At 67.6% G+C, this 22633-nt stretch carries 24 protein-coding genes and 1 pseudogene; 13 read left to right on the top strand and 12 right to left on the bottom strand.

The features are described from left to right. Positions 1 to 48: 48 nt before the first annotated feature. On the bottom strand, positions 49 to 384 hold the full coding sequence (locus ETD83_RS10830; protein WP_230420823.1) for a helix-turn-helix domain-containing protein: 336 nt from the start codon (positions 382 to 384) through the stop codon (positions 49 to 51). 227 nt (positions 385 to 611) lie between these two features. On the opposite strand from ETD83_RS10830, the gene ETD83_RS10825 reads away from it, so the two are divergent. From ETD83_RS10825 to ETD83_RS45925, 4 genes and pseudogenes are all read left to right on the top strand, one after another. Next, positions 612 to 845: a hypothetical protein gene (locus ETD83_RS10825; RefSeq protein ID WP_138644943.1), complete on the top strand. Its 234-nt coding sequence runs from the start codon at positions 612 to 614 to the stop codon at positions 843 to 845. A gap of 53 nt (positions 846 to 898) precedes the next feature. Further along, on the top strand, positions 899 to 1408 hold the full coding sequence (locus ETD83_RS10820) for an RNA polymerase sigma factor (RefSeq protein ID WP_138644942.1): 510 nt from the start codon (positions 899 to 901) through the stop codon (positions 1406 to 1408). Further along, the gene (locus ETD83_RS10815; protein WP_230420822.1) at positions 1405 to 2304 is read left to right on the top strand and encodes a Crp/Fnr family transcriptional regulator; all 900 of its coding nucleotides are present in this window, start codon (positions 1405 to 1407) and stop codon (positions 2302 to 2304) included. The genes ETD83_RS10820 and ETD83_RS10815 overlap by 4 nt, the downstream gene beginning before the upstream one ends. Before the next feature lie 410 nt (positions 2305 to 2714). After that, positions 2715 to 3182 (top strand): annotated as a pseudogene (locus ETD83_RS45925) (AbiV family abortive infection protein); the annotation flags it as partial. Between the two features lie 355 nt (positions 3183 to 3537). Here ETD83_RS45925 and ETD83_RS42370 read toward each other — a convergent pair. Both ETD83_RS42370 and ETD83_RS42365 read right to left on the bottom strand, forming a co-directional pair. Beyond that, positions 3538 to 4173, bottom strand: coding sequence for a pentapeptide repeat-containing protein (locus tag ETD83_RS42370; protein WP_407921476.1), 636 nt, complete (start codon positions 4171 to 4173; stop codon positions 3538 to 3540). A gap of 164 nt (positions 4174 to 4337) precedes the next feature. After that, positions 4338 to 4742, bottom strand: coding sequence for a hypothetical protein (locus tag ETD83_RS42365; RefSeq protein WP_171064131.1), 405 nt, complete (start codon positions 4740 to 4742; stop codon positions 4338 to 4340). A gap of 231 nt (positions 4743 to 4973) precedes the next feature. Here ETD83_RS42365 and ETD83_RS42360 point away from each other — a divergent pair, with 231 nt between their 5' ends. After that, positions 4974 to 5135 (top strand): hypothetical protein, encoded by a 162-nt coding sequence (locus tag ETD83_RS42360; RefSeq protein WP_171064130.1) that lies wholly within the window; start codon positions 4974 to 4976, stop codon positions 5133 to 5135. Positions 5136 to 5153: 18 nt separating this feature from the next. Here the strand turns inward: ETD83_RS42360 and ETD83_RS10800 are convergent, their stop codons facing one another. The 3 genes from ETD83_RS10800 to ETD83_RS42355 form a co-directional block, all read right to left on the bottom strand. Further along, on the bottom strand, positions 5154 to 5582 hold the full coding sequence (locus tag ETD83_RS10800; RefSeq protein ID WP_138644940.1) for a hypothetical protein: 429 nt from the start codon (positions 5580 to 5582) through the stop codon (positions 5154 to 5156). Between the two features lie 479 nt (positions 5583 to 6061). Further along, positions 6062 to 6280 carry a hypothetical protein gene (locus ETD83_RS10795; RefSeq protein ID WP_138644939.1) on the bottom strand — a complete coding sequence of 73 codons (219 nt, stop codon included), beginning with the start codon at positions 6278 to 6280 and terminating at the stop codon, positions 6062 to 6064. 275 nt (positions 6281 to 6555) lie between these two features. Beyond that, the gene (locus ETD83_RS42355; RefSeq protein WP_171064129.1) at positions 6556 to 6990 is read right to left on the bottom strand and encodes a hypothetical protein; all 435 of its coding nucleotides are present in this window, start codon (positions 6988 to 6990) and stop codon (positions 6556 to 6558) included. 163 nt (positions 6991 to 7153) lie between these two features. Between ETD83_RS42355 and ETD83_RS10780 the strand changes: the two genes are divergently transcribed. Further along, positions 7154 to 8389, top strand: coding sequence for a hypothetical protein (locus ETD83_RS10780; RefSeq protein WP_138644936.1), 1236 nt, complete (start codon positions 7154 to 7156; stop codon positions 8387 to 8389). Positions 8390 to 8421: 32 nt separating this feature from the next. Here the strand turns inward: ETD83_RS10780 and ETD83_RS10775 are convergent, their stop codons facing one another. Then, a complete protein-coding gene (locus tag ETD83_RS10775) occupies positions 8422 to 9021 on the bottom strand; it encodes a hypothetical protein (protein ID WP_138644935.1) in 600 nt (199 codons plus the stop codon). Between ETD83_RS10775 and ETD83_RS10770 the strand changes: the two genes are divergently transcribed. Next, entirely contained in the window at positions 9011 to 9292 is a 282-nt protein-coding gene (locus tag ETD83_RS10770; RefSeq protein WP_138644934.1) for a hypothetical protein, read from the top strand. The two genes, ETD83_RS10775 and ETD83_RS10770, sit on opposite strands and share 11 nt — an antisense overlap. Before the next feature lie 21 nt (positions 9293 to 9313). Beyond that, a complete protein-coding gene (locus tag ETD83_RS10765; protein WP_138644933.1) occupies positions 9314 to 9841 on the top strand; it encodes a hypothetical protein in 528 nt (175 codons plus the stop codon). A 66-nt stretch (positions 9842 to 9907) separates the two neighbouring features. On the opposite strand, the gene ETD83_RS10760 is transcribed toward ETD83_RS10765, so the two are convergent. Beyond that, positions 9908 to 10399 carry a hypothetical protein gene (locus tag ETD83_RS10760; protein WP_138644932.1) on the bottom strand — a complete coding sequence of 164 codons (492 nt, stop codon included), beginning with the start codon at positions 10397 to 10399 and terminating at the stop codon, positions 9908 to 9910. A 460-nt stretch (positions 10400 to 10859) separates the two neighbouring features. Here ETD83_RS10760 and ETD83_RS10755 point away from each other — a divergent pair, with 460 nt between their 5' ends. Beyond that, positions 10860 to 11390 (top strand): pentapeptide repeat-containing protein, encoded by a 531-nt coding sequence (locus ETD83_RS10755; protein ID WP_138644931.1) that lies wholly within the window; start codon positions 10860 to 10862, stop codon positions 11388 to 11390. Between the two features lie 93 nt (positions 11391 to 11483). Here ETD83_RS10755 and ETD83_RS10750 read toward each other — a convergent pair whose 3' ends face one another. The 3 genes from ETD83_RS10750 to ETD83_RS10740 form a co-directional block, all read right to left on the bottom strand. After that, the gene (locus ETD83_RS10750) at positions 11484 to 12620 is read right to left on the bottom strand and encodes a site-specific integrase (RefSeq protein WP_171064128.1); all 1137 of its coding nucleotides are present in this window, start codon (positions 12618 to 12620) and stop codon (positions 11484 to 11486) included. A 97-nt stretch (positions 12621 to 12717) separates the two neighbouring features. Further along, positions 12718 to 14061, bottom strand: coding sequence for a PIN domain-containing protein (locus tag ETD83_RS10745; protein WP_138644929.1), 1344 nt, complete (start codon positions 14059 to 14061; stop codon positions 12718 to 12720). A gap of 741 nt (positions 14062 to 14802) precedes the next feature. Then, entirely contained in the window at positions 14803 to 14967 is a 165-nt protein-coding gene (locus ETD83_RS10740) for a ParB/RepB/Spo0J family partition protein (protein ID WP_138644928.1), read from the bottom strand. A gap of 145 nt (positions 14968 to 15112) precedes the next feature. Between ETD83_RS10740 and ETD83_RS10735 the strand changes: the two genes are divergently transcribed. From ETD83_RS10735 to ETD83_RS10720, 4 genes are read left to right on the top strand one after another with little or no spacing between them, the layout of a single operon-like run. Continuing rightward, complete coding sequence (locus ETD83_RS10735; RefSeq protein WP_138644927.1) at positions 15113 to 17878, top strand: type I restriction endonuclease subunit R; 2766 nt, start codon at positions 15113 to 15115, stop codon at positions 17876 to 17878. Then, positions 17875 to 19125, top strand: coding sequence for a restriction endonuclease subunit S (locus tag ETD83_RS10730; protein WP_138644926.1), 1251 nt, complete (start codon positions 17875 to 17877; stop codon positions 19123 to 19125). The genes ETD83_RS10735 and ETD83_RS10730 overlap by 4 nt, the downstream gene beginning before the upstream one ends. Further along, positions 19118 to 20032: a DUF5655 domain-containing protein gene (locus ETD83_RS10725; RefSeq protein WP_138644925.1), complete on the top strand. Its 915-nt coding sequence runs from the start codon at positions 19118 to 19120 to the stop codon at positions 20030 to 20032. Before ETD83_RS10730 ends, ETD83_RS10725 begins: the two co-directional genes overlap by 8 nt. A gap of 31 nt (positions 20033 to 20063) precedes the next feature. Further along, entirely contained in the window at positions 20064 to 21542 is a 1479-nt protein-coding gene (locus ETD83_RS10720) for a class I SAM-dependent DNA methyltransferase (protein WP_171064127.1), read from the top strand. Positions 21543 to 22477: 935 nt separating this feature from the next. Here the strand turns inward: ETD83_RS10720 and ETD83_RS10715 are convergent. Then, a partial coding sequence (locus ETD83_RS10715) for an integrase core domain-containing protein (RefSeq protein ID WP_138644924.1) occupies positions 22478 to 22633 on the bottom strand: 156 nt, incomplete at its 5' end.

Raw genomic sequence — 22633 nt, 5'->3', positions numbered from 1 at the left:
GCGACACAGCTTGCGCGGCGTGCAGGCTGGTCATGGCGGTGTCGGGGGTCATGCGGACTCATCTCCTGCCGCAGTAATAGGCACCTGGACGGCGCGCGGGCGCCCCTTGGCTTCGGGGACGTGCTTGTAGAGCGTGGAGCGGCTGACGCCCAGCAGCCGGGCGATCGAGGACACCGACTCCTCCGGGCGCGTGAGCAAGGCCCGGGCCTGGCGGACCTGGTCGGGGGTCAGGGCCGGCGGGCGTCCGAGGCGCTGCCCGCGGGCGCGCGCGGCGGCCAGGCCCTCGTTGGTGCCCTGCACGATCAGCTCGCGGATGAACTCCGCCAGCGCGGCGAACACGTGGAAGACCAGGCGGCCGCCGGGGGTGGTGGTGTCGATTGTCAATTCCCGTAGTCCTCTGCACTGTTTTCCAGAGTCCTCCTCACTGACTGATCCAAATGCGCCTTCGCTCTTCTGTGTCTGGGGGTGCCAGGTAGGGTCACGGTCCCCTCAGCCACGTGCGTGAGGAATTTCTGGCGGGTCGGAGTCACGCTACGACTCGTTCCATGCCACTCCTGTGCAGAAGGGATTCGTCCGCGCCTGACAAGGACGCCTGAAGGGGAGACTGCGCAGTGGCCGATCCGGCGATGATCGCGGCAGGTATGAGCCTGGTAGGGACCGGCGCGAGCTTGGTGGCGACCTGGTTGCGGGTGCGCGGCCGGGTCCAGGCCGAGCGGATCCGGCTCAGTGCGCGTACCCAGGTGGTGCGGGGGCTGGGTCCGGGAAGTCGTCTCGTCGAGTCGCCCGAGGGCGTCATCATCGAAGTTGGCCCTTCCCGGCAGGAGGAAAGTGAGCGCAATGGCTGATTCCGGCGTGAATCGATCCTGGGCCTGCCGAGTCAGCCCGGCGGGATGAAGTGATGGACGATGCGTTCAGCGAGTTCTTCCGCCAGGAGCACCGCGGGCTCATCGGGTTCGTCATGAAGCTGGGAGCGCGGCAAGCCATCGCCGAGGAGGTGACGCAGTCGGCGTTTCTGGAGGCCTACCGCCGGTGGGACACCATCCGGCACCCTCGGGCGTGGGTGCGTACGGTTGCGGCACGTACTTATTTCAAGGGCCTAGACAAGGGGATGGACGATCTGGCCCGGTTAGAGGACTCCCTGGAGGACACCGTGGTCTGCGATGCGATGGACATCGCCGACTACCTCGCCCAACGCGACCGAGTCCAGGCCGCGCTCGATCGGCTGCCAATGACACAGCGGTTTGTGATGGCCTGGAGCATGGACGGGTATCCAGCCAGCAAGATCGCCGTTGAGTTGACGGAGCTGCGTGGTCGCCCGGTTTCGCCGGAGAGCGTCCGCAAGGCCCGCCAACGTGCTCGCGAAGCGCTCCGAGCGTTCCTGGGGTCCAACCGGAAGGGGGTGGAATGATGACCGGCCCCAACGACGACCTCGGCACGCTGCGGCCCGCACTCAGCGAGGAGGAGCTCGATGAAGTCCTCCACGAGGGTGAGCAGGACCTGCAGGATCACTTGCTGGAAACCGTCGACACCCCGGCTCACCTGGCCGCACTCCTGACCGCAGCCCGCGGGGAAGAAGAACATCCCGCGCTTGTCGCCAAACGCTTGGAGCCAGGCTCGTTTCTTGCCGAGCTCACCCCGGCCGAGCGCGCGGACCTGGAATCCCGCGGACGAATCCGCGACTTCGAACGGGGAGCGACGCTGTTCCTCGAAGGGGAGCAGCCCGAGTGGGTCGCCGTCCTGCTGAAAGGCCGGGTGAAGGCGTTCTCCTACCGGGAGCAGGGCGGTGAGGTGCTGCTCGCGGTGCGCGGCCCGGGCGCACTGCTCGGCGAGGTCGCCGCGATCGACGGGCAGCCCCGCTCGGCGTCGGTGGCCGCGCTGGAGCCGGTGCGAGCGCTCGCCGTTACGGCGGACGAGTTCATGGCCTTCCTCCAAGCGCACGGCCACGTCTCCATCATCATCATGCGGATGCTGCGCCAGCGCTGGCGCGACGCCGACCGTAAACGCGCCGAGTTCGGCATGTTCGACGCCACCGGCCGTGTGGCGCAACGGCTCGTCGAGTTGGCTGAACGGTTTGGTGTGCCCCACGACACCCGAGGCCCCGGATCCGCAGCACGTCCTGACGGAGGCAGCGTGCAGATCACTCTCCTGCTGTCGCAGGAGGAACTGGCCAGTTGGGTCGGCGCATCCCGGGAGGCGGTCAGCAAGGCGCTGCGGAAGCTGCGCGAGCACGGCTGGATTGAAATCGGTCGTCGCCGCGTGATCGTGCACGACCTGCAAGCCTTGCGCCGCGAGGCAGGACCGTAGGGGAATCGAGGCACCCAACGTTGGTCTCCCGATGACCCTCGCCAAGCCAACCCCGCCGCTCGCGGGTTTGTCGCTGTTGCTGGCTCTGCTGGTCAGTGTGTGCGGCGGGGCGGAGCGAGGATGCCGGTGATCGCGGCGATGGCCTCGCTGCCGGGTCTGGTGTAACGCAGTACAGACAAAGATCGACGGTAGTGCACAGGAGTTCAGGAATCAGGACTTTCCGAAGCCCTCGGCAATCAGCCCTATCACCGCAGGACGTCAGCGAACACGACTACTGGAATCGACAGGTAGGGGGACTTCGGGCAGTGTCCGAGAAACGAAACGATTCTTGGACACCAGCACGTCGGTCAGGTTCGCGCCGCGCACATAAAGGATCAGCGTCCTGGGCAGCGGGCGGGCACACTGAGGCCATGGTGGAGATGCGCCCGGCCGAGGCACGCGAGTTCTGGAAGGCGCTGGTCGACAACGCCTCCGCCCTGATCGCCGACGCCCACTGTCTGCTCTCTGCAGGCTCCCACGGGCGCGCCCGGTCGCTCGCCGTCCTGGCACAGGAAGAGCTCGGCAAGGCGCTGTGGATCTACGACGTCTTCCAGAGCGCATGGGGCCGGGGAGACCAGACGCCGCGCACGGTGGACGCGCTGGCCCAGCACGGGTTCAGTCACACGAAGAAGTACCTGCAGGCCGCCCTGTTCGGCGACGAACTCCCCGAGTTCTGGGGCGACTACAGCGCCATGCGCGACCTGGGGACCGCCCCGGAGGCATGGGCCGAGGCCGACCGGCAGCAGCGCGCGGACGCGGAGGCCGCCGCTCGGGAGGCCAACCGCGCCAAACAGCGGGGGTTCTACGTTGACCGCGCCGACGACGGGACCGTCCTGTCGCCCACCGCGATCCCGGCCGGGACGACGGCCGACGACCTGCGGACCGCCGCGCAGGTGGTCGAAATGCTGCTCATCCGCGACCACTCCCGGATGAAGTTCGATGCTGACACGCCGTACGACAGCACCCTCCCCAGCAGTTTCGCCTGCTCCCCATCTCGCACCCGGAGGAGTGGGCGGCGGCAGACTTGGACGTGCCCGCCCCGCGGACCGCAGAGGACAGGGCCAAAGATGACGGCCAGGAGACCGCGCGGTAGAGCCCCCGTCTTTCCGGACGCGGAGGTCCTGGACGCCTCCCAGCGGCCTGCGCAAGTTCTGCACCCGGCGGCTGGCCGAGAATCGATCGATTCCCGAACACTCAAAACCGGGTGCGCTCGTCCACCCTCGCCACCGCCCGGATCTCCTGCTCCGACTGCCCGAACACCCCGTGCAGGTTCGCGCCTTCCAGGTTCGCACCCTCCAGATTCGCGCCCTCCAAGTTCACGCCCCACAGGTTGGCTCCTTCCATGCGCGCGCGCCCCAGTTTCGCGCCCTCCAGGCGCGCGCTCACCAGGTCCACGCCCGCCAGGCGCGCGTACACGAGACTCGCGCGCGCCAGGTTCACGCCCAACAGAATCGCGCCCTCCAGGTACGCGGCACCCAGGTCCGCGCCCTCCAGGTCCGCGCCCTCCAGGTCCGCGCCCTCCAGGTCCGCGCTGTACAGGTTCACGCCCGCCTGGCGCGCGCCCTCCAGGTTCGCGCGCACCAGGTTCGCGCGCGGCATGAGCGCGCCCGCCAGGTCCGCGTCCACCAGGGTCGCTCGTTCCAGGCGCGTGCCCGCCAGGCGCGCGTCCTTCAGGTCCGCGCGATCCAGGCGTGCGCCCGCCAGGTTCGCGTGCCGAAGGTTCGCGTTCTCCAGGTTTGTGTCCTCCAGGTCCACGCCCTCTAGGTTCACGTTCTGGAGATCGGCTGCGGGTATGCGCGCCCGGCGGAGGTGTAGCTCGTTGAGGTCCAGAATGCGGCGTTCGGGACGGTGGGATCGGGCACCGAGCGCGGTCAGCGCGGCTTGGACGTCCGCCTCGGGCCGGTCGGGGAGGCGGCGAGGCCGACCCAGCGTGGGGGCGTCGTCGTTGTGGCGGGCGGCGGGAGCGCGGCGGCGGACGAAGGTCTCCAGGACCTCTACGACGTCGTCGTGGTGCGGGGAGAGTCGGCGCCGACGTGGGCCAGGGCGTAGATGCCGCCGAGGCGGGCGTCGATGTCCTCGGAGCTGAGCCGTTCCAAGGCCTTCGTAAAGCGGTCGGTGACCTGGCCGCGGTGCGACAGACGATAGTTGCGGGCGGTGTACAGCAGCGAGATCGCCACCACGATCGCGCCGCCAGCCGAGACCACCAGCAGCCGCGCGTTGTGCCGGTCCTTGGCGTCCCCGCCCTTGCCTTCCAGGCCCATCCAGGCGGGCATCCTCCGCAACGCCACCGCGTACACCGCCGCCAGCCCAGCCAGGCCGAGCCCGGTCAGCGCCACTCCCCCGGCCCGCGCGGCCGGCCTGGCGAGTTCGTACTGGGCCCTGCGCTGAAGACGCACCATCCGATTCACGACAGACCAGTCAAACCGCAGCCGCCCCGCCTCCGCAGGCGATCGCGCACACGAACCGCCCTCCTACAGGCCCATGCGCCCCACTCCGGACCGAACCCGCCCACTCACCAGGTCAAATCTCCCCAGATCACCACGACACGCAGCACGCCGTTCGCACAGAAGTTCGACTTCACCGCCACGGCGTGCTTACATCGAAAGATCATCAGAAAGGAGGTGAACACGATGGGGAACAATGCCAAGCAGATCCTCGGCTGGGTCGCGGCCGCGTGGGTCCGCACCGCCGCTTACAACTGGCTGGTTCGCCAGGGGATCGACCGGCTCCTCGCGCATGTCCTGGCCACACTCGCTGGCGGCGTCACCGTCCGCGCCATCGCCGCGGCGTAGCCCCGCGGAAAGAGGGCCCTACCTTCCGTGGGTTGGGCCATCGACCCGCCCCGACTCAGATCTGCTCTGTCTCTTGCTCGGCCCGGTACTCGGCCAGGCTCTCGGCGACACGTTCGGCGAGAGCGCCAGGCCGGGCGTCTCGGCCATCTCGACGGGCCCGCCGTCCGGGCCGGACACCTGCAGGTGCGATGGCCGCGCAAGTCCCTCGTGGTGACGGCGTTCCAGCAGCCAGGCGGCCGCCCGCCAGTCCGGCGGCGCCAGGTCGTCCTCGCGTTCCTCAACGACCTGCCCGCTCGCCGGGTCCCGGTAGCGGCGGGTTCGTCGGCGGACCACGTAGCCGCCCTCGGCGGCCCGGTCGATGCGCGAGACGTTGGCGTGCTGACCGTGCGCGTGCGCGCGTGTGACCGCCTCGCAAAACTCGCGGAATGGCTCCTCCTCCTGCTCCACCCGGCCGCCCTCATCCAGAGTGTCCTGAGGGCGCGGCCGCGGGCCATCCACCGGTAGAACGTCGCCTCATGGATCCCGGCATGGACCGCCGCGGCCTGATGGGTCATGCCCGCCGCCAGCAACCGCTCGCGCACGCCGTCGTCCAGCAACTTGGGCGGCCGCCCCATCCGCGCCGTGTCGTTGCGCGCCTCGTCCTCGGCCATGGGGCGCACCGTAGAATCGGCGACGCGCTTACGTCGCAGCACGGCCGTCGCGACGATCCGCCGGGCGTGGTTAGTTAGGTCGGCTCGCTCTCCCCCGAACGGCTCGTACGAACCCCCGGCACCCCCGGACCTGACCCACCGCCGCGACCTAACTGACCTAACTTTCGACAGCTCGGCCCGCGAGTGAGGTTCGTCGACGGGCCGAGTGAGATCACTAACTCGGTGAGGCCGGCGACCTAACCCGCATTGTCGCCAATTGGCGACACAACGCGTGGGTCAGGGGTCGCTGGGCGGTGGCCGCTCCCACGGAACCACCGCGCCGCCCTCGCCGAGCTGCAGCTGCGGGACGTCGTCGTAGGCGGCCGGGGGCTCCAGCCGCCGCACCGACCGGCCGGACACATCCACCAGCAGCTGCCGCGCCGCGGGCGGGTCGCCGGTCACGTGCGGGTAGGTCACGATCGCCCGCCACCGCCGGGCCCCGGCGTCCACAACCACGCCAGCAGGTACGCAGGCTGCATGTCCCGCCCGGACCGGAGCTGGACCAGCGGCATCTTCCCAGCGCACAGCGCGGAGAGTACCCGGCACGCTTGGGAGGATCAGGGAGACGATCCGCCGCCGATCGCCGCCGGGCAAAGGCCGAACCCCGGCCCGCTTGTTGCGAGAAGGCCGGGGTTCGGGTGTGGTGGGGAGTGGACGGGTCTCCTGCCCGCTGGATGGCGAGTCTGCTGAGGCAGGGGGCCCGTCACTCGTTCAGCCGCGGTGTGCGGCCGCTACCAGGAGGGCTTGCAGGGACGGACCTTGCGCGGGTTAGAGGTGATCCATCCGTCCTTCCCTTTCTTCACCCGGACGTGGTACCGCAGGTAGGGGCGGTCACGCCGGTCGGTCCAGAACTTGCTGCCCTTCTTCAGGACGCCCCATGAGCGGGTGCTGGTCTTGGGCCCCTTGAAGATGTGGACGTAAGGGGCCCTGACGCGCATGCACCGCCACGTGACCGCGGTGCTGTGGAGCATGGCGGGGGCCGCGCTCTCGGCGCGCTGCGCGGTCGAGGCCTGGAAGGCCGCGGCGGTGAAGGCGGTGGTAGAGGCGGTGGTGGTGTCCGCTGCCTGCGCAGTGCCGGGAGCGGCGGTTATGAGACCCGCGACCGCGACCGCGCCTGCCAGGCCCAGCCCACCCGCGCTACGGGTGATGGATGGGTGAAGTCGCACGAGAAGAATCTCCTTCTTGCCGTAATTCGGCCCCTTTGACGAGGCCCTGATCGCAAGAATTGAACCCTGCGGGAGGCGGCCGGCACAGAGGAGACGGGCAAGTGAGACAGATTGCGACGCTCAACAGCCTGACCTGCAGGTTCTGGTGTCGGGTTGAGACGACATGAGACACCCCGGCGACGCCGAGCGCCCCGGCGATCAGGCCGAAGACGGCGCCGGTGACGAGTGCCGCTCGGCACTCCGCGACGAGATCCGTTGGCTAGCAGCCTCGACCGGTAAGCGCACTGCCGCAGCCCGGGCCAGAGCCCTCGGCGTGGACAGGTCGACGCTGTACCGCTACCTGAGTGGACAAGTCCCGCCATCAGACACGATGAAGCGCATGCTGCAACATGCAGTGGAAGCGGGGTTCATCAGTCCTCGTGAGCGCGAACTGATCTTGCGGGTGCACAAGGGGGCAGTGGCCGAGAAGAAGCGAGCCGACGCGGTATCCAACGCCGAGCCCACCCCACCAGCAAGCCTCGAACCCACCACCGAACCTGCGACCGGCCCCACGACCGAACCTGCGACCGAACCTGCGACCGAACCCGAGCCGAAGCCCGAAGGACCACCCGAGGCTCCGCCTCCCCGTCCGCCACGGCGTTGGGCGCTGCGGACAGCTGCTGCTTGCACCACGTTCGCCGCCGTGGCCACGGCCGGCTGGCTGGGCGTACGCGCCGTGGACGGCTTCTCCGATCGCCCCGGGCGCGCGACCAGCACGGCGGTGGCCGCCGAGTACCGTGCCCATGCGGCCTTTTACCGCAGTCTGCAGCACTTCGTCCTCACCGACAGCGCAGAGGACGGCAGGTCCGCAGTCCTCGAATTCAGAATCGACGGCGGCCCGACGGCCACCCGGTGGAACAAGAGCGGCAGCCGCCACACCGCCCGGACGATCCAGACTCCCCCCATCACTTCCCGCAGCGAGATCGAATACCGGGTCTGTGTGGCCCCCTACAGACAGCTCATCCCCGAGGAGAGCTGCGGCCAATGGACCACTGACCTGCCGTCCAAGCTGAACCGCGCCCTGCCCACGCCTCCGTCCCGCTCGACTGCCGCGCACCCTTCAGCGCCGCATCCGGCGGACCGCAAGTCGACGTGTCACTGGAAAGTCATTCGGCAAACGGTCGGCGTCTACGAAGATCCGACCCGGAGTCGTCTCCGGCTCAAGACCAAGACAAAGGGGAAGGTGGTCGGCCCCTACTGCCGCACCTCCCGAAACATCGCCGAAGGCGCGACCTACGTGGCCGTTAAGACCGAAACCGCCACAGATGGAATCGGATGGATCAATGTCAGCGCGTTGACCCCCGCAGAAGAACCGAAAGAGAAAGAACCAGTTGCAACACAGCGGCCGCAGGCCCGGTAGTGATCTCACTCGTGTTACGTGCCGCAGGGCGGCTATCGGCCGAGTCCTCCACCCCGGTCAGGGCCATGATCGTGGTCGGAGTGGGGGCCGCGGTAAGGATCGGCGCGGCGGGGCGCTGCCTCGGGCCGACCGGGGCCTCGCCTGGTTGTGGCGTGCTGACGGCGTTGCGCGTGTTCGTGGTCGGCGCGGCGGGTGGGCAGCGTGGCGCGGATGGCGCGTTCGGTGCGGAGTTGGGTGAGGCGGTCTCGGGCTTGTGCGGCGGTGGCGGGGCCGGAAAGCCGGGTGGTTGCGTGCAGGATGCGGCGAGCGGTGCGGTAGGCGTCGCGGCTCTCGGCGGTCACGCCGGCGGCGCGGTCGGGTGCGGTGTCGATCTCGTCGGCGATCGCCGCGGCGAGGTGTTCGTGCCACCGGCCGGTCAGATCGGTGTGTTCGGTGGTGGCGGCGCCGTTTCGCCATGCCGGGCGGGCGGGGCGGCCGTAGTCGCCGGTGAATGGATCGGCGGCCTGTCGTTGGAGGTCGGCGAGGCGGGCGTGGGCGTGCCGTTCGGCGGTGGTCGCGGCGACGAGCTGGTCGCGGGCGGCGTCCTGGTCGCGGGTGAGCTGGGCGCGGCTGGTGCCGTGCGTGCGTAGCACCAGGCGCCCAAGGTCGGCGAGCGGCGCCAGCTCGGCGAGCCGGGCCCGCGCGTTGGCCTGGTCGGCGCGGGCGGCGGCGAGCCGGTCGCGGGCGGCGGGGCAGCTCGGTCTCGGCTGCGGTGTCGGCGGCGAGCGCGGCGGCCCAGTCGCGCAGCTGCGCGGCGGCGGGGCCGTCGTCGGCGCGGGCCTCCTGCAGCAGGACGGCGACGCGGTTCTCGTACGCGGTGAACCGCGCGTACGCGGCGGCGGCGTGGTCGACCTGGCGGCGTAGGTCGGTGTCGCCGACGTCGCCGTGTTCCACATCACCATGCGCCTCACCGTCCTACCCCAGTCCACCCGATCCCTCCCCGCACTCGCAGCCGACACCGAGGACTTCACCATGGACCCCGCCGGGGCCGACCGGATGCTGGAGCGGATCAAGAACTACCTGTGGCACGGCAACACCTTCCGAGCCCTCGACCTGCTCAACGACCTCGTCGAGGACTACGAACTCCTGTGCCCGAACGAGCCCGACGACAAGCACCGCACCTTCCACACCCGGCTGGCCGAGTTCCGCACCTACATCGACCGCAACTCCGGCCAGATCCCGAACTACGGCGAGCGCCACCGCAACGGCGAGGCCATCTCCAGCGCCACCGCTGAGGCCACCGGCAACCACGTCATCAGTCGCTGCATGGTCAAGAAGCAGCAGATGAGGTGGACACCCCGCGGCGCCCACCTCCTCCTGCAGATCCGGACCCGCATCCTCAGCCACGACCTCGAAACCGACTTCTCACGCTGGTACCCCAACCCAGATCAGACGCTCAGCCTCGAGGCCTGACCCGTTCCCAAGATTTCGTAGGGCGACTTGCCCTGTACTCCAGCGGCCGGTCCATCTCGGGCGGCATCAGGGCCGCGCGGCAGCGGCCTTGGAGATGAGCCCGAGGATCGTCTCCAAGCGGTCGACGAACTGAGGAACGTCGATGCCGTGCTCCGGGCGGATCCCGAGCATGACCATGCCGGTGCTGAGGGTGTTCTCGGCCGCCTCTAGGAGCGGGTCTTCGCTCTCGCCGAGTAGTTCCATTAGGCGCTCACGGGCGAGCCACACCTGGTAGCCGACGGCGGCCCAACTGCGCTCCTCGACCGTGAGGCTGTACTGCTGTGGAGAGGCGGCCTTGTTGGCCTCGAACCAGTCGCCGATGCTGCCCGACGCCAGGCGGTAGGCCTCCTGGTAGGCGGCCTCGGTCGCGGCACGGGCGAGCAGGGCAGCCAGATGCACGGCGCGGAATCGGTCACCAACCGGCTCGGCCGTACCACCCATCGGGTCGGTGACGTGCTCGGCCGGGTCGACGCCGAGGGCGGCCAGCGCTGCGGTGAGGGCTTCGGGGGAGGTGTTCACTCGGCCACCGTAGCCGTCGGGCTCCGGCCGGTATCCGAGGAGCTCCCCAGGCGTCCGTCAGATCGTCGAGGTGGCGCCGTCCGGGCTGACGATATTGCCGAGGCGAGGCTTTGCCCGCGGAGTGCTCGGCGACCGCGCCTGAGCTCGGACGGTGCTGGTGGCCGGAGCCGAGCGCCCTGACCGGTGCACTGGTCACGACTCGCCAGCCCAGCACACGATCACCCTCTCCCGCCTCACGCCCCAAGGCGTGCAGGACGACGGCGTGGAGGGGAGAGGAAAGTTGATCCGCCAGCGTGGTTGGTGTGGCCTGACCCGTTCCCACCGTTTCTCCCGGTCTCCGAATCGACCAGCAGCTGAGCAGACGACCTCCGCTTCCGCCGCTGATCGAACACCGCCTGCGGACACGCCAGATGGAGCTCCTCACCTTCCCCGGGCGGCATCTGACCAGTCAGGAGGCTCCGTGAGCCGACCCGCTGACCTTCCTCGCGAGCACGACGTTCGCACGGCGATGCAGCAGCTCCAGGTCCGCCGCACCGCACAACGCCTCTTGCACACCCACCTGCAACCCGCCGCCGACGTCCACTGGAGCGGCATCTCCCTGGACCTGACCGGCACCACCTTCATCGAAGTCACCCTCACCGGCTGCCACCTCCACACCGCCGACTTCACCGGCGCCATCTTCTCCTCGATCGCCGAGTTCAGCGGGACGACCTTCTCCGAGGGCGCCTGGTTCCGAAACGCGGCCTTCTCCGAGGACGCTAGGTTCGACAAGGCGTCCTTCTCCGGGAACGCCGGGTTCAGCGGGGCGACCTTTGCGGGTGTCGCTGGTTTGGGTCGAGCGTCCTTCTCACGCGGGGTCGACCTGGAAGCAGTGACGGTGGCGGATGTCAGCCTGGCGCATCAGATCCCAGCCGGGTGGGAAATCCAACCAGCCAGCGGGGCTGAGGGCCGCTTCGTGCCAGCAGGGGCCTCATCGCCGTCCCGGTCCTGAACTATCTGCGGCCTGCCCGAACAGGCCGGACTTGCGGCGCATGCCACGGCCATCAAACGGCACCCTAGGCAGGCGGTTCGCGGTAGAGCACGGTCACGCCGCCGGCATCAGGTCCCCGAACACCTCTTGCATCGCCTCCGCGCCGCCCCGCACCACCGGCCGGAGCTGATGCCGATACACCGTCTCGGTCACCTCCGTGGAAGCGTGCCCGACTAGGTCGCTGATCTTCTCGACCGCGACCCCGTGGTCGCTGAGGATCGACACGAACGTGTGCCGCAGCTCCCGCGGCGTCCACGACCTCCCCAGCCCGGCCGCCGCCGTCATCACCCGGAACTCGTCCCGCACCTGCTGGGACGGCAACGGCCGCCCGGCCCGATCACAGAACACCAGCCCGTCATCCTGGTACTCCTCGCCCGCCGCGGTCTTCTCTTCCTCCTGCCGCACCCGATGCGCCCTGAGCGCCGACACGGCCAAGTCGGCCAGCGCCACACCGCGGCGGCTCCCGGGCGTCTTGGTCTCCCCGGTGTGTCGGGCAGAGCTGGTGACGAACACCGCGCCGTCCACCAGGTCCACATCGCTCCACCGCAGCGCCCGCGTTTCCTCCGTCCGCAGCCCCGAAAGCAGCGCGAGCACCACATACGCGCCGAGCCGGTGCCCACCGTGAACAGCCTCGACCAGCAACGCGGCCGCTTGCTCCACGCTCATCGACCGCGACGGCTGCGCGGGCAGGCCGGCCGGGGTGTCGACCAGCGCCGCGACGTTCCGGCCGACCTTGTCGTGCCGCTCAGCGCGCCGCAGCGAACGCCGTAGCAGCCCGTGCACGATCTTCAACGAACTCGACGTCAGGTGCCCGGCCCGGTCGTGCAGCCACGCCTCAACATGGTCGGCGGTCAGGTCCCGGACCCGCACCTGCCCGAGCTGCGGCACCAGCTGCCAGCGGACCAGCCCTCGGTAGGCCTCGATCGTCGACGGTGCACGGCCCAGCTTCTCCAACTGCGTCAAGAAGTCGGCGGCCGCGCGCTCGACGGTGTAGTTCCGGTCGGCGCGCACACCCCGCTCCAGGTCGGCGACGGCCTGGACGAGCTTGCGCATCAGCGCCCGCTCGGACGGTGCCTTCCGCTTCAGCCGGCGCCGCTTCCCGTTCGGGTACCGGCCGAGCGAGATCGCGCCGGTCCACCCGCCGTCCTCCTGGTAGATCGACGCCGTGTACTCCCCCACCCAGACCCGCACCCAGCCCTCCTCGCCTCGACCTTGTTGAGGATCACTTTGGCGCGGGGGAAATGCCCATATGCCCCGAACATGCCAGACGTCCCCAGACGTCACGCAGTCATGCGTCAGGCTCGTCTTCTGACTCCCCCTCCGCTGCCTGTCCTTCCACGGCATCCTCGTCATCGGTCGCAGACTGGTGTAGCTGGTCTATCTCCATGGCGGCGAAGAGAACGTCGTTGGGCAGAACGTCGCTCTGCCAGCGGTTCTGCTTCATCTTTCGGTGAACGCCGGAGTTAATTAGCTTGACGTACTCTGCTCCGATGGTACTGGCGAGGATGAGCTTCTCGGAATCAGTGAGGGTACGCAAGGAGGAGGGCGATAGGCTCCACCGAAGGATGGCGGACAAAGCGCTGGAAGTCGCAGGCTCTTTTGTCGAGAAGTGGTTAGCCCCGTCCTCCTCCGTGTCGTCGTCCGCGGCTTCCGCTCGACGGGAGCGGATATCGTTGAGTCTCTGCCACAAAAGCGTAAGAGCGGCCTGGTCAAACGTGGCGTCGCTGACCTGTGTTTCGAGGTACTTGTTCGCCAAGGCCAGGAACGATCGTACCGTGACCAGGTAGAACGGTTGCCCGGCCTTGTCGCGCATCTCCTCGACAAGCTCTGGTCGGGGGCCGAGGTGCTCCTTATCCTCGTCGAGGCGTGCCCAGTCCTCTTTGGAATCGTCGGTGATCAGAAGGGTCGGGGCGTTGCGGCGCTTGGCCTCTTCGATCGTCTGTGCCCACAGCAGGTAGTCGCCGACGCCGTTTTCTCCCTTCTTTCCGTCGGCATAGCCGGGTGGCGCTTTGTCTTGGACACGCTTCCACCCTTCCTTCCTGGCCTGCTCCGGATCATCGAGCGGAGGCCCGATCTTGCCGTTGATGAGATGTTCGATCTCGTTGAAGATCGGGTCATCCAGCAAGGCCTCATCGAGGTTGAGGTCGAACAGGCCGAGATGGGCGATCTGTGCGTGCAGCTCCGTAACGGCCTCGTCGAGGATTTTCCTCAGCCGATCGACCTGCTCGTCCAGGAGGCCGCGACGTTCCGCGAATTCGTTGATAGTGATGCGGACCTGTTCGATCTTTGCGCCGAGGTCAACGGCGAATTTTGTGGGCGCTGAGGCTGCCTCTTTGATGACGCTGTGGCGGCGGTTGAGGAATTCTTCGGCGACCTGTCGCGGGATCCACAGACGATCCCCCAGCGCGCGGAGGGCGGCGAGATATTCGGTGCGGGCCCGCTGGTTGAAGCGGTAGATGTTGAACAGCGCGTTGGTGTCCGCCACCACCAGGCCTCCGGTCAAGGACTCCTTGATGACGTCATTGCCAGGAGGGCAAAGCCCGACATACATGTCGCGGAGTCCTCCACCGGCCGCAGGGGACGTCGTTGGGCTGCTGGACGAGTCCGGCATCTCATCAGGGGTGTCATCCACGGACGCCAAGGCTACTCAGGGGATGGCTCTTGAGCGGAGTCGATTTCTGCGCCGCTCGCAGACAACGTCACAACCGGGATCGCGCTTCGCTAATGCGGAACTGGCACGCGGAAGCGATGTCGCGTCAGCCGACCCGTTCGAGCCGCAGGGACCGGACCGCTTCACTCAGCGCCGCCTCGTACCGGGCGGACGAAGAGGACCGGCCTCTCCCGGCGGCGAGCTGCACCAGGACGGGCCTCCCGATCTGCGCCGGACCGGACCGGGACAGTCCTCTGCCGGTCCGCGGGCCGGCAGGCTCCGTACCGCCCGCACCCGAGGAGGACCCGGGCCGGACCGCATCGTCGGTCCGGTCGCCCGCTTCGCAGTACGGTCCGCCTCGGCGCCGCCCACCGCGCGGACCGGCCCGTCGTCCGCCACGGCCAGAGCAGCCCGAGTAGCCGCTTACCGCGATCGAACCGCGCCCGCCCAGCACCGCTCGAACCTGCCCGATCGACACCGCCGCGAGGTCCTGGCCCTCGAACGCGCGGCGAAGTACCGAGAGCGCGGACGTGCCGAGGGCGCTGTGGAGTACGTAGCCGAGCAGCTGAGGTTGTCGGAACGACGTTGTGAACCGCAGTCGGTGAACGAGGACCTGCCGCGGACCCGGCGTTGGGATGTGCGGACTGCGTCCGGGCGGCTGGTGACGACGCCGAGCCAGTACGCCCGCCTGCGCGGCGAGGACCGCGCCACACGGCGGGCAGGTCAGTGGAAGGTATCCGCCCCGTACCGGACAGTGACCGGCACCCGGTCACACCCGGCCTGGCGGGCGGCTACGTAGCGGCGGTGCCCGGCCAGCAGCTCGAACACGCCCTGGCTGCGCGGGGGCGGACGTACCGCCAGCGAGGTCCCGGCGGCGCAGAGCCTCAACGAGCCGGACGAGACGGGTCGACAGCCTCATACAACTCGCCTTGGCCCGTGGCGACCCTGACAAGGAGTACCACCTGGCCCAATATGGACGACAATCAACTATGTACTGATCTCTTACAGAGCGGCACGTTAGCGTTAACAGCCCATGGTGAGAGACGAAGAGCAGCGCCTGGCGGCGGAGGCTCGCGCGCGCACGATCATCGACAGCCAATTGGCCGATGCGGGCTGGGTGGTTCAGGACCGCAGAAATCTGAACCTTTTCGCCGGACTGGGCGTCGCGGTCCGCGAGGTCGTGATGGCCAAGGGGCACGGCCGTGCCGACTACCTGCTGTATGTGGACAAGCGAGCGGTCGGTGTCATCGAGGCCAAGCCCGAGGGGACGACGCTGTCGGGCGTGGAATGGCAGTCGGCTCAGTACGCCGATGGACTCCCGCCTGAAGTGCGGCTGAAAGCGCTGACCGTGGACGGACAGCTACCGTTCGTCTTCGAGGCGAGCGGCTCGGAGACCCACTTCACCAATGGCTTCGACCCCGAGCCGCGGGCGCGGCGGATCTTCAACGTCCCCCGGCCGGAGACGCTGGCCCGCCTGCTACGCGCCGCTGAAGCGGCCCCGGACCGCCCGAGCTGGCGGGCCAAGGTCCGCCACCTGCCGTCAATGGACGAACGACCTCTTCGCGGCGCGCAGGTAGCAGCGATCAGCGGAATCGAACGCAGCCTGGCCGAGCAGCGTTTCGACCGGAGCCTGGTGCAGATGGCCACCGGCGCCGGAAAGACCTACGCGGCGGTGACGCTGGCCTACCGATTGCTCGAATTCGGCGGCTTCAACCGGATCCTGTTCCTGGTCGACCGGAACAACCTGGCCGACCAGGCGCAGGCGGAGTTCCAGAACTACCGCACCCCAGGCGACGGCCGCCGGTTCACCGAGCTGTACAACGTCGACAAGCTGACCGCCGCCGGGATGCTTGGCTCCACCAAGGTCGCGATCTCCACCATCCAGCGGGTCCACCTGGCGTTGCGCGGCGAGGACGTCCCACCCGTCGACGACCCCAGCCTGGACGGCTACATACCGCAGGCCCCGGTCTCGGTCGCCTACAGCGCGGCGCTCCCGCCCGAGACGTTCGACCTGGTGATCGTGGACGAGGCACACCGCAGTATTTACGGCGTGTGGCGGGCGGTGCTGGAGTACTTCGACGCGCACATCGTGGGGCTGACCGCCACGCCAGGCAGGCAGACCTTCGGGTTCTTCCGCCAGAACCTGGTCAGCGAGTACACCTACCCGCAGGCGGTGGCCGACCGCGTCAACGTCGACTTTGACGTATACCGCATCCGGACGGAGATCACCGCCCAGGGCAGCAAGATCGAGGCCGGGACGATCGTGCCCAAGGTCGACCGGCGCACCCGCGTTCAACGCCTGGAGGAACTGGACGAGGACCTCGAGTACACGGCCAGGCAACTCGACCGGGACGTGACCGCCACCAACCAGATCCGGCTGGTGCTGGAGACCTTCCGCGACCGGCTGTTCACCGAGATCTTCCCCGGCCGCACCACCGTCCCCAAGACCCTGATCTTCGCCAAGGACGACGCGCACGCCGAGGAGATCGTCACCACCGTCCGCGAGGTCTTCGGCAAGGGCAACGACTTCGCCGCCAAGATCACTTACACGGTGCGAGACCACAAGGGGCAGCTCCAGACGTTCCGCACCTCCCCCGCGCTGCGCATCGCCGTGACCGTCGACATGATCGCCACTGGGACGGACGTCAAGCCGTTGGAGTGCGTGTTCTTCATGCGGGACGTCCGCTCCGCGCAGTACTTCGAGCAGATGAAGGGACGCGGCTCCCGTACGATCGACGGTGCGGACTTCCAGGCCGTCACCCCGGACGCCGCTACCAAGACCCGGTTCGTGCTGGTGGACGCGGTCGGCGTCACCGAACACGGCTTTGTGGAACCGCCGCTCAACCGCATCAAGGGCGCCTCGCTCAAGCAACTGCTCGACAAGACTGCCGCGCTCACCATCACCGAGGATGAGACCGCCACGCTCGCGTCCCGGCTGGCCGCGCTGGAGTTGCAGCTCACCCCCGACGAGCGGACGGAACTCGACCAGGTGGCCGGCGCGTCCGTGGGCGAGTTGATCCGTGAACTGGTGAAGGCCGTCGACCCCGACACCCAGGCAGCCGCCACTGCGGGCGCCTCCGACCCGGCCGCCGCCGTCCAGGACCTGCTGGATGCCGCCATCGAGCCGCTAGCCGCCAATCCCGAGCTGCGCAACCGGATCCTGGAACTGCGCCGCACCCACGACCGCACCATCGACGAGGTCAGCCGCGACGTCCTACTGGACGCGCACGGCGTCGTCGACACCACTCGCGCCCGCACGGTCGTGGAGTCCTGGAAGGAATACCTGCGCGAGCACCGCGACGAGATCACCGCCATCCAGCTGATCTACCAGGCGGGGGAAGGAAAGGTCTCGTTCGGCGACATTCAGGAGCTCGCCGACCGCATCGCCAGGCCGCCCTATAATTGGACGCCCGACGTCATCTGGAACGCATACGTCGCTCTGGGCACGCCCCACCGCCCCGGTCCCAGCCGGGGACGGCGCACACTTACCGATCTGGTGTCACTGCTGCGCTATACGGTCGAGGTCGACGGCGAGCTGGTTCCGTACGCCGACCGCGTCCGCGACAGGTACGCGACCTGGCTGGCCCAGCAGGCCCAAGCGGGCGTCGTTTTCAGCGAGGTGGAGAGATGGTGGCTGGACCAGATGGTTGAGGTCATCGCGTCATCGGCAGGCATCACGGCCGAGGATCTGGACGAGGCCCCCTTCACCAAACGGGGCGGCATCGAAGGCGCCCTCCGCGACCTCGGCGACCGCACCGAAGAACTGATCGAAACGCTGAACACGGAGCTCACTGCGTGATCAATAGGCACAGGCTCGGCGATTTTGCAAAGGTGATCGATTGTGAGCACAAGACCGCCCCGGCCTCCGATCACGCTTTTGCTTACTCAATCGGGACAAGGGCCGTTCGAAACGGTCGCATCTCACTCGATAGGGCAAAGCCAGTATCCGAGGAGACATTCAACGCCTGGACCAGGCGTGCTGTTCCAAAATCCGGCGATTTGATCTTTTCTCGCGAGGCGCCTATGGGGGAGGTTGGAGAGGTTCCTTCCGGCGCAAAGGTCTGCCTTGGACAGAGAACCGTTCTCATGCAACTGGACACATCTCGGATAGACTGCCGATTTCTAAAATATGCGTTGATGGCGCCGGCCTCACAAGCCTGGATTAAATCTACTGCCTCAGGCTCAACTGTACTGCATCTCAACGTAGCTGATGTGCGCCGGATACCGCTTCCAGATGTACCTCCCCTGCTTGAGCAGCGCCAGATCGTCGAAGCCCTCGAAGACCACTTCTCGCGCCTCGACGCCGCCAGCGCATCTCTGGCAACGGCGAAGCGGAGAGTCACCGCGTGGAGCACTGCACTAGCCGACACCACGGTCTGGCAGCGCGGTTGGCCATTGAGGCCGATAGGAACGCTGCTTCGTGAACCCATGAGGAACGGTCGATCCGATCGAGCTGCGCAGGGTAATGAGTCCGGACTCCGCACTGTGACGCTCACAGCAGTCACGCGGAACAGGTTTGAGGAGGAATTCACGAAGCAGACCGTTACGCCCGCCCAACAAGCGCGCGGTCTCTGGCTTGAGCCGGGCGACATCTTCGTGCAACGCGCAAACACACCGGAGCTTGTCGGCACAGCAGCCCGATTCGAGGGTCAGCCAGAATGGGCTATTTTTCCTGATCTTCTTATTCGCCTACGGGCCAATGAGCAAGTCATCGACAGCCGTTTCCTCGTTGCAGCGCTCCGCAGCGAGCGCGCCCATCGTAGTCTTCGATCGAAAGCGAAGGGGCTCGCCGGTTCCATGCCGAAGATCGACCAGGCTGCCGTCGCCTCGACCCTGGTCCCGGTTCCCTCCCTCGAGGATCAATGTTCGGTGATTGAGAGGATCACGACAATCGAAAACGGCGCGTTGGCAACCCTCGCGACTGTCGAGACGCAGGAACGGCGCACGCTCAATCTTCGACGCGCACTGCTCGCCGCCGCCTTTTCGGGACGGCTGACCGGCAAGAGTAGTGATCTCGATCGGGTGCGGGAGTTGGCCGGTGTCTGATCTGAAATTGTTCCGGTTCTCCGGAGGGCCGGCGACCGAGCTGACGAGTTCGTCGGCCAAGCTGGAGAAGTCACTGCAAGAGGACATCGAACGGAACATGGAGACGCTCTTCGGCGCGCGCCTCCTCGCTTCCGAGTACAGCACCGGGGCCAAGCACGGTGGACGGATCGACTCCCTGGGGCTCGACGAGAACTACTCACCGGTGATCTTCGAGTACAAGCGCGCGACGAACGAGAACGTCATCAACCAGGGCCTGTTCTACCTGGATTGGCTTCTCGACCACCGGGGCGAGTTCGAGCTTCTGGTCATGAAGCGGCTCGGCAGCGAGGACGCGAAGGCCCTCGATTGGAGCAACCCTCGCCTGATCTGCGTTGCCAACGGCTTCACGCGCTACGACGAACACGCAGTGCTCCAGATCAACCGCAGTATCGAGCTGGTTCGCTACCGGAAGTTCGAACCCGATCTGCTGGCCCTGGAGCTCGTCATCTCTACCAAGCCGGACACTGCGACGGGCGCACCACCTCAAAAAGTCTCGTCATCGCCTGCGAACGCCAAGACCGTGACCGAACTGCTCGACCAGGCATCCACGGAACTGCGGGACCTGTACGCAGAGCTCGAACGGTATTGCGAGTCGCTCGGTGACGACGTCACCAAGAAGGTGTTGAAGAACTACTTCGCTTTCCGCCGGCTAAAGAACTTCGCCTGCGTCGAGGTGCATCCGCTGTCCAAGAACCTGTTGGTCTACCTGAAGATCGACCCGGACACGATCGAGCTGGCCCCGGGTTTCAGCCGCGATGTCCGCAGCATCGGTCACTTCGGCACTGGTGACCTGGAGCTTCGCATCAAGAGTCCAGAAGATCTGGAGCGCGCGCTGCCCCTCGTCCAGCGCAGCTACGAGGCAAGCTGATTGACCGTCACGCGGCACGAGAAGAGGTCTGATGTCTGACGCACGACGGCTTGTGGACAAACTGTGGTCGTACTGCAACGTGCTCCGCGATGACGGCGTGGGGGTCATCGAGTACACCGAGCAGCTCACGTATCTGCTGTTCCTGAAAATGGCGCACGAACGGGCCACGCGGAAGCTGAACCCACAGCGGATCGTCCCAGAGAAGTACTCCTGGCAGCGGCTGCTGGACGCCGACGGAGTGATGCTGGAGGCGAAATACACCGAGATTCTGCTCGGGCTGGGACGCGAGTCCGGCACGCTCGGCACGATCTTCCGCAAGGCACAGAACCGCGTACAGGACCCGGCCAAGCTCAAACAGCTCATCGTCGACCTGATCGACAAGGAGAATTGGTCGGCCTCGGGCACCGATCTCAAGGGCGACGCCTACGAGCAGCTCCTATCCCGGGGCGCCTCGGACAAGGGTTCCGGCGCCGGCCAGTACTTCACGCCGCGGGACCTGATAGTCGGCATCGTGGACGTCATCCGTCCGACCGTGGTGGATACCGTCGTCGACCCGGCCTGCGGTACCGGCGGCTTCCTGCTCGTCGCCCACGAGCATGCCGCCAGGGCGGCGTCCTCGATGACGCCGGTCGAGCGCGACCACCTGCGCGACGGCTTCGTCACCGGGTACGAACTGGTGGACGGCACCGCGCGGCTTGCAGCGATGAACCTGTTGCTGCACGGCGCAGGTACCGCAAACGGAGACTCCCTCATCGAGGTCAAAGACGCGCTGCTGGCCGACCCGGGCCGACGTTGGTCGGTGGTGCTGTCCAATCCGCCGTTCGGCAAGAAGTCCTCACTGACCATGGTCGGCGCGGACGGCCGTGAAGTACGCGAAGACCGGGAGATCGAACGGCCTGACTTCGTCGTCACCACGTCCAACAAGCAGCTGAACTTCTTGCAGCACATCATGACGATCCTGGACATCAACGGCCGCGCCGCCGTGGTGTTGCCGGACAACGTGCTGTTCGAGGGCGGCGCCGGTGAAACGCTTCGCCGCAAGCTGCTGGCCGACTTCGACTTGCACACCGTCCTGCGCCTGCCGACCGGCATCTTCTACGCCCAAGGCGTCAAGGCGAATGTGCTGTTCTTCGACAAGAAGCCCGCGTCCGAGCAGCCCTGGACCAAGGTGCTCTGGGTCTACGACCTGCGAACCAACCAGCACTTCACCCTCAAGCAGAACCCACTCCGTCGCCACCACCTCGATGACTTCGTGGCCTGTTACAAGCCCGGCGAAGACCGCTCGGCACGCGTGGAGTCCGAGCGCTTCAAAGCGTTCACCTACGAGGAACTCGCCAGCCGCGACAAGACCAACCTCGACATCACCTGGCTGCGCGACGAGTCGCTGGAGGACATGGACAACCTCCCGGCCCCCGAGGTCATCGCCCGCGAGATCGTCGAAGACCTCACCGCCGCCCTGACCGAATTCGAGGCCGTCGCATCAGCCCTCGAAGCCGACTCCCCGTCCTAAGCCCCTGCCCTGAGCTTAGGCTGGCTTTCGAGGTCGTTTACATGGCGGAAACTTGCGCAGAGCTACCCGATCGGGAAGGCCGTCATGCCCGGGGCGTCGGCGAGGGGCCCCGGGGTACATCACCTGCTTGGGGCCGGTGTCGGCGTAGTCGGCCAGTGTGGACAGCACGCCACCCATACCGCGAGCAGTGCCGCGGCGGCGCGGTTCCGGCGATCCCCAGAGGGCACGGAAGGCCCTTTCCTGGACTGTAGGACGCACACCCCACGTTGTTCAGTTGTGACTTCTCGGCGTCGCGAAACCTTGGCGCAGCGATCCATCGCCGGGAGCTCGCGGCGGCCGCCGCGACCTGGGTGCATTTATGCGCGGAGACGCAAAGCGAAATTCCGATGCGCCATGCTGTGGCAGGGCCCCGGCCAGTCACTCCCCCGGTGCCACAACGCCCGGGGCCCTAACCGCGCACGCGCTTGACCGCGCCCCGAAACTCCCCGCACCCAGGGCCTAGGCGTCCGGGCCGGGCTCGGTCGCGGCGGCCTCGACGTCGTCCAAGAGAGCGCGCGGCTCGGCGACTACCCGCGCAGGCCTCGTCTGGCCGGGCCCAGGCGGTGGCGCGGAACGCGGGCCGGGTGACCGCACGCCGCACGACAGTGCGAAGCCGGTCGGCCTCGGCCGTCCAGACGGTGGCGGGGGCGGCGCGTGTGCGCCCGATTGGCCCGTCCAGAGGTTGTACCGCAGCGGCGGCTGGGTTGCGTGCCGCGCCGGTTGACGGGTGTGGCGGTGGCGCTGCTGCCGGCTGCGGACCGAGCCCGGTACCGCGAGGAATGGATCAGCCTGCTGACCGAGTTGCCCACCCGACGTGCCCGAGCCCGGCAGGTGCGTTCTCTCCTGGCCGGAGCCCTTCATGAGAGCTGGGTGGACCGCCCCGGCGAAGTTGGAGGCTAGATCGCTTGGTCCTCGATCGCCAGGCCAGTGCCGGCGGGCGATCGGTGGAACGTCTCCTCGTACTCGGCCGGAGGGACGTTCCCGCAGTAAGAATGTAGCCTTTCAGAATTGTACCAAGCAACCCATTCCATGGTGGCCATCGTCACATCCAT

Source organism: Actinomadura soli (assembly GCF_005889715.1).
In the GTDB taxonomy this organism is placed as follows: domain Bacteria; phylum Actinomycetota; class Actinomycetes; order Streptosporangiales; family Streptosporangiaceae; genus Spirillospora; species Spirillospora soli.
The sequence above is the reverse complement of the archived record's forward strand: the minus strand, read 5'-3'. Positions and strand labels throughout refer to the sequence as shown.

Coding starts and splice junctions, on each gene's coding strand:
- ETD83_RS10820 (WP_138644942.1), top strand. CDS start 899: ATGGACGATGCGTTCAGCGAGTTCTTCCGCCAGGAGCACCGCGGGCTC.
- ETD83_RS10815 (WP_230420822.1), top strand. CDS start 1,405: ATGATGACCGGCCCCAACGACGACCTCGGCACGCTGCGGCCCGCACTC.
- ETD83_RS42365 (WP_171064131.1), bottom strand. CDS start 4,742: ATGGTGCGTCTTCAGCGCAGGGCCCAGTACGAACTCGCCAGGCCGGCC.
- ETD83_RS42360 (WP_171064130.1), top strand. CDS start 4,974: ATGGGGAACAATGCCAAGCAGATCCTCGGCTGGGTCGCGGCCGCGTGG.
- ETD83_RS10780 (WP_138644936.1), top strand. CDS start 7,154: ATGAGACACCCCGGCGACGCCGAGCGCCCCGGCGATCAGGCCGAAGAC.
- ETD83_RS10735 (WP_138644927.1), top strand. CDS start 15,113: ATGGTGAGAGACGAAGAGCAGCGCCTGGCGGCGGAGGCTCGCGCGCGC.
- ETD83_RS10720 (WP_171064127.1), top strand. CDS start 20,064: ATGTCTGACGCACGACGGCTTGTGGACAAACTGTGGTCGTACTGCAAC.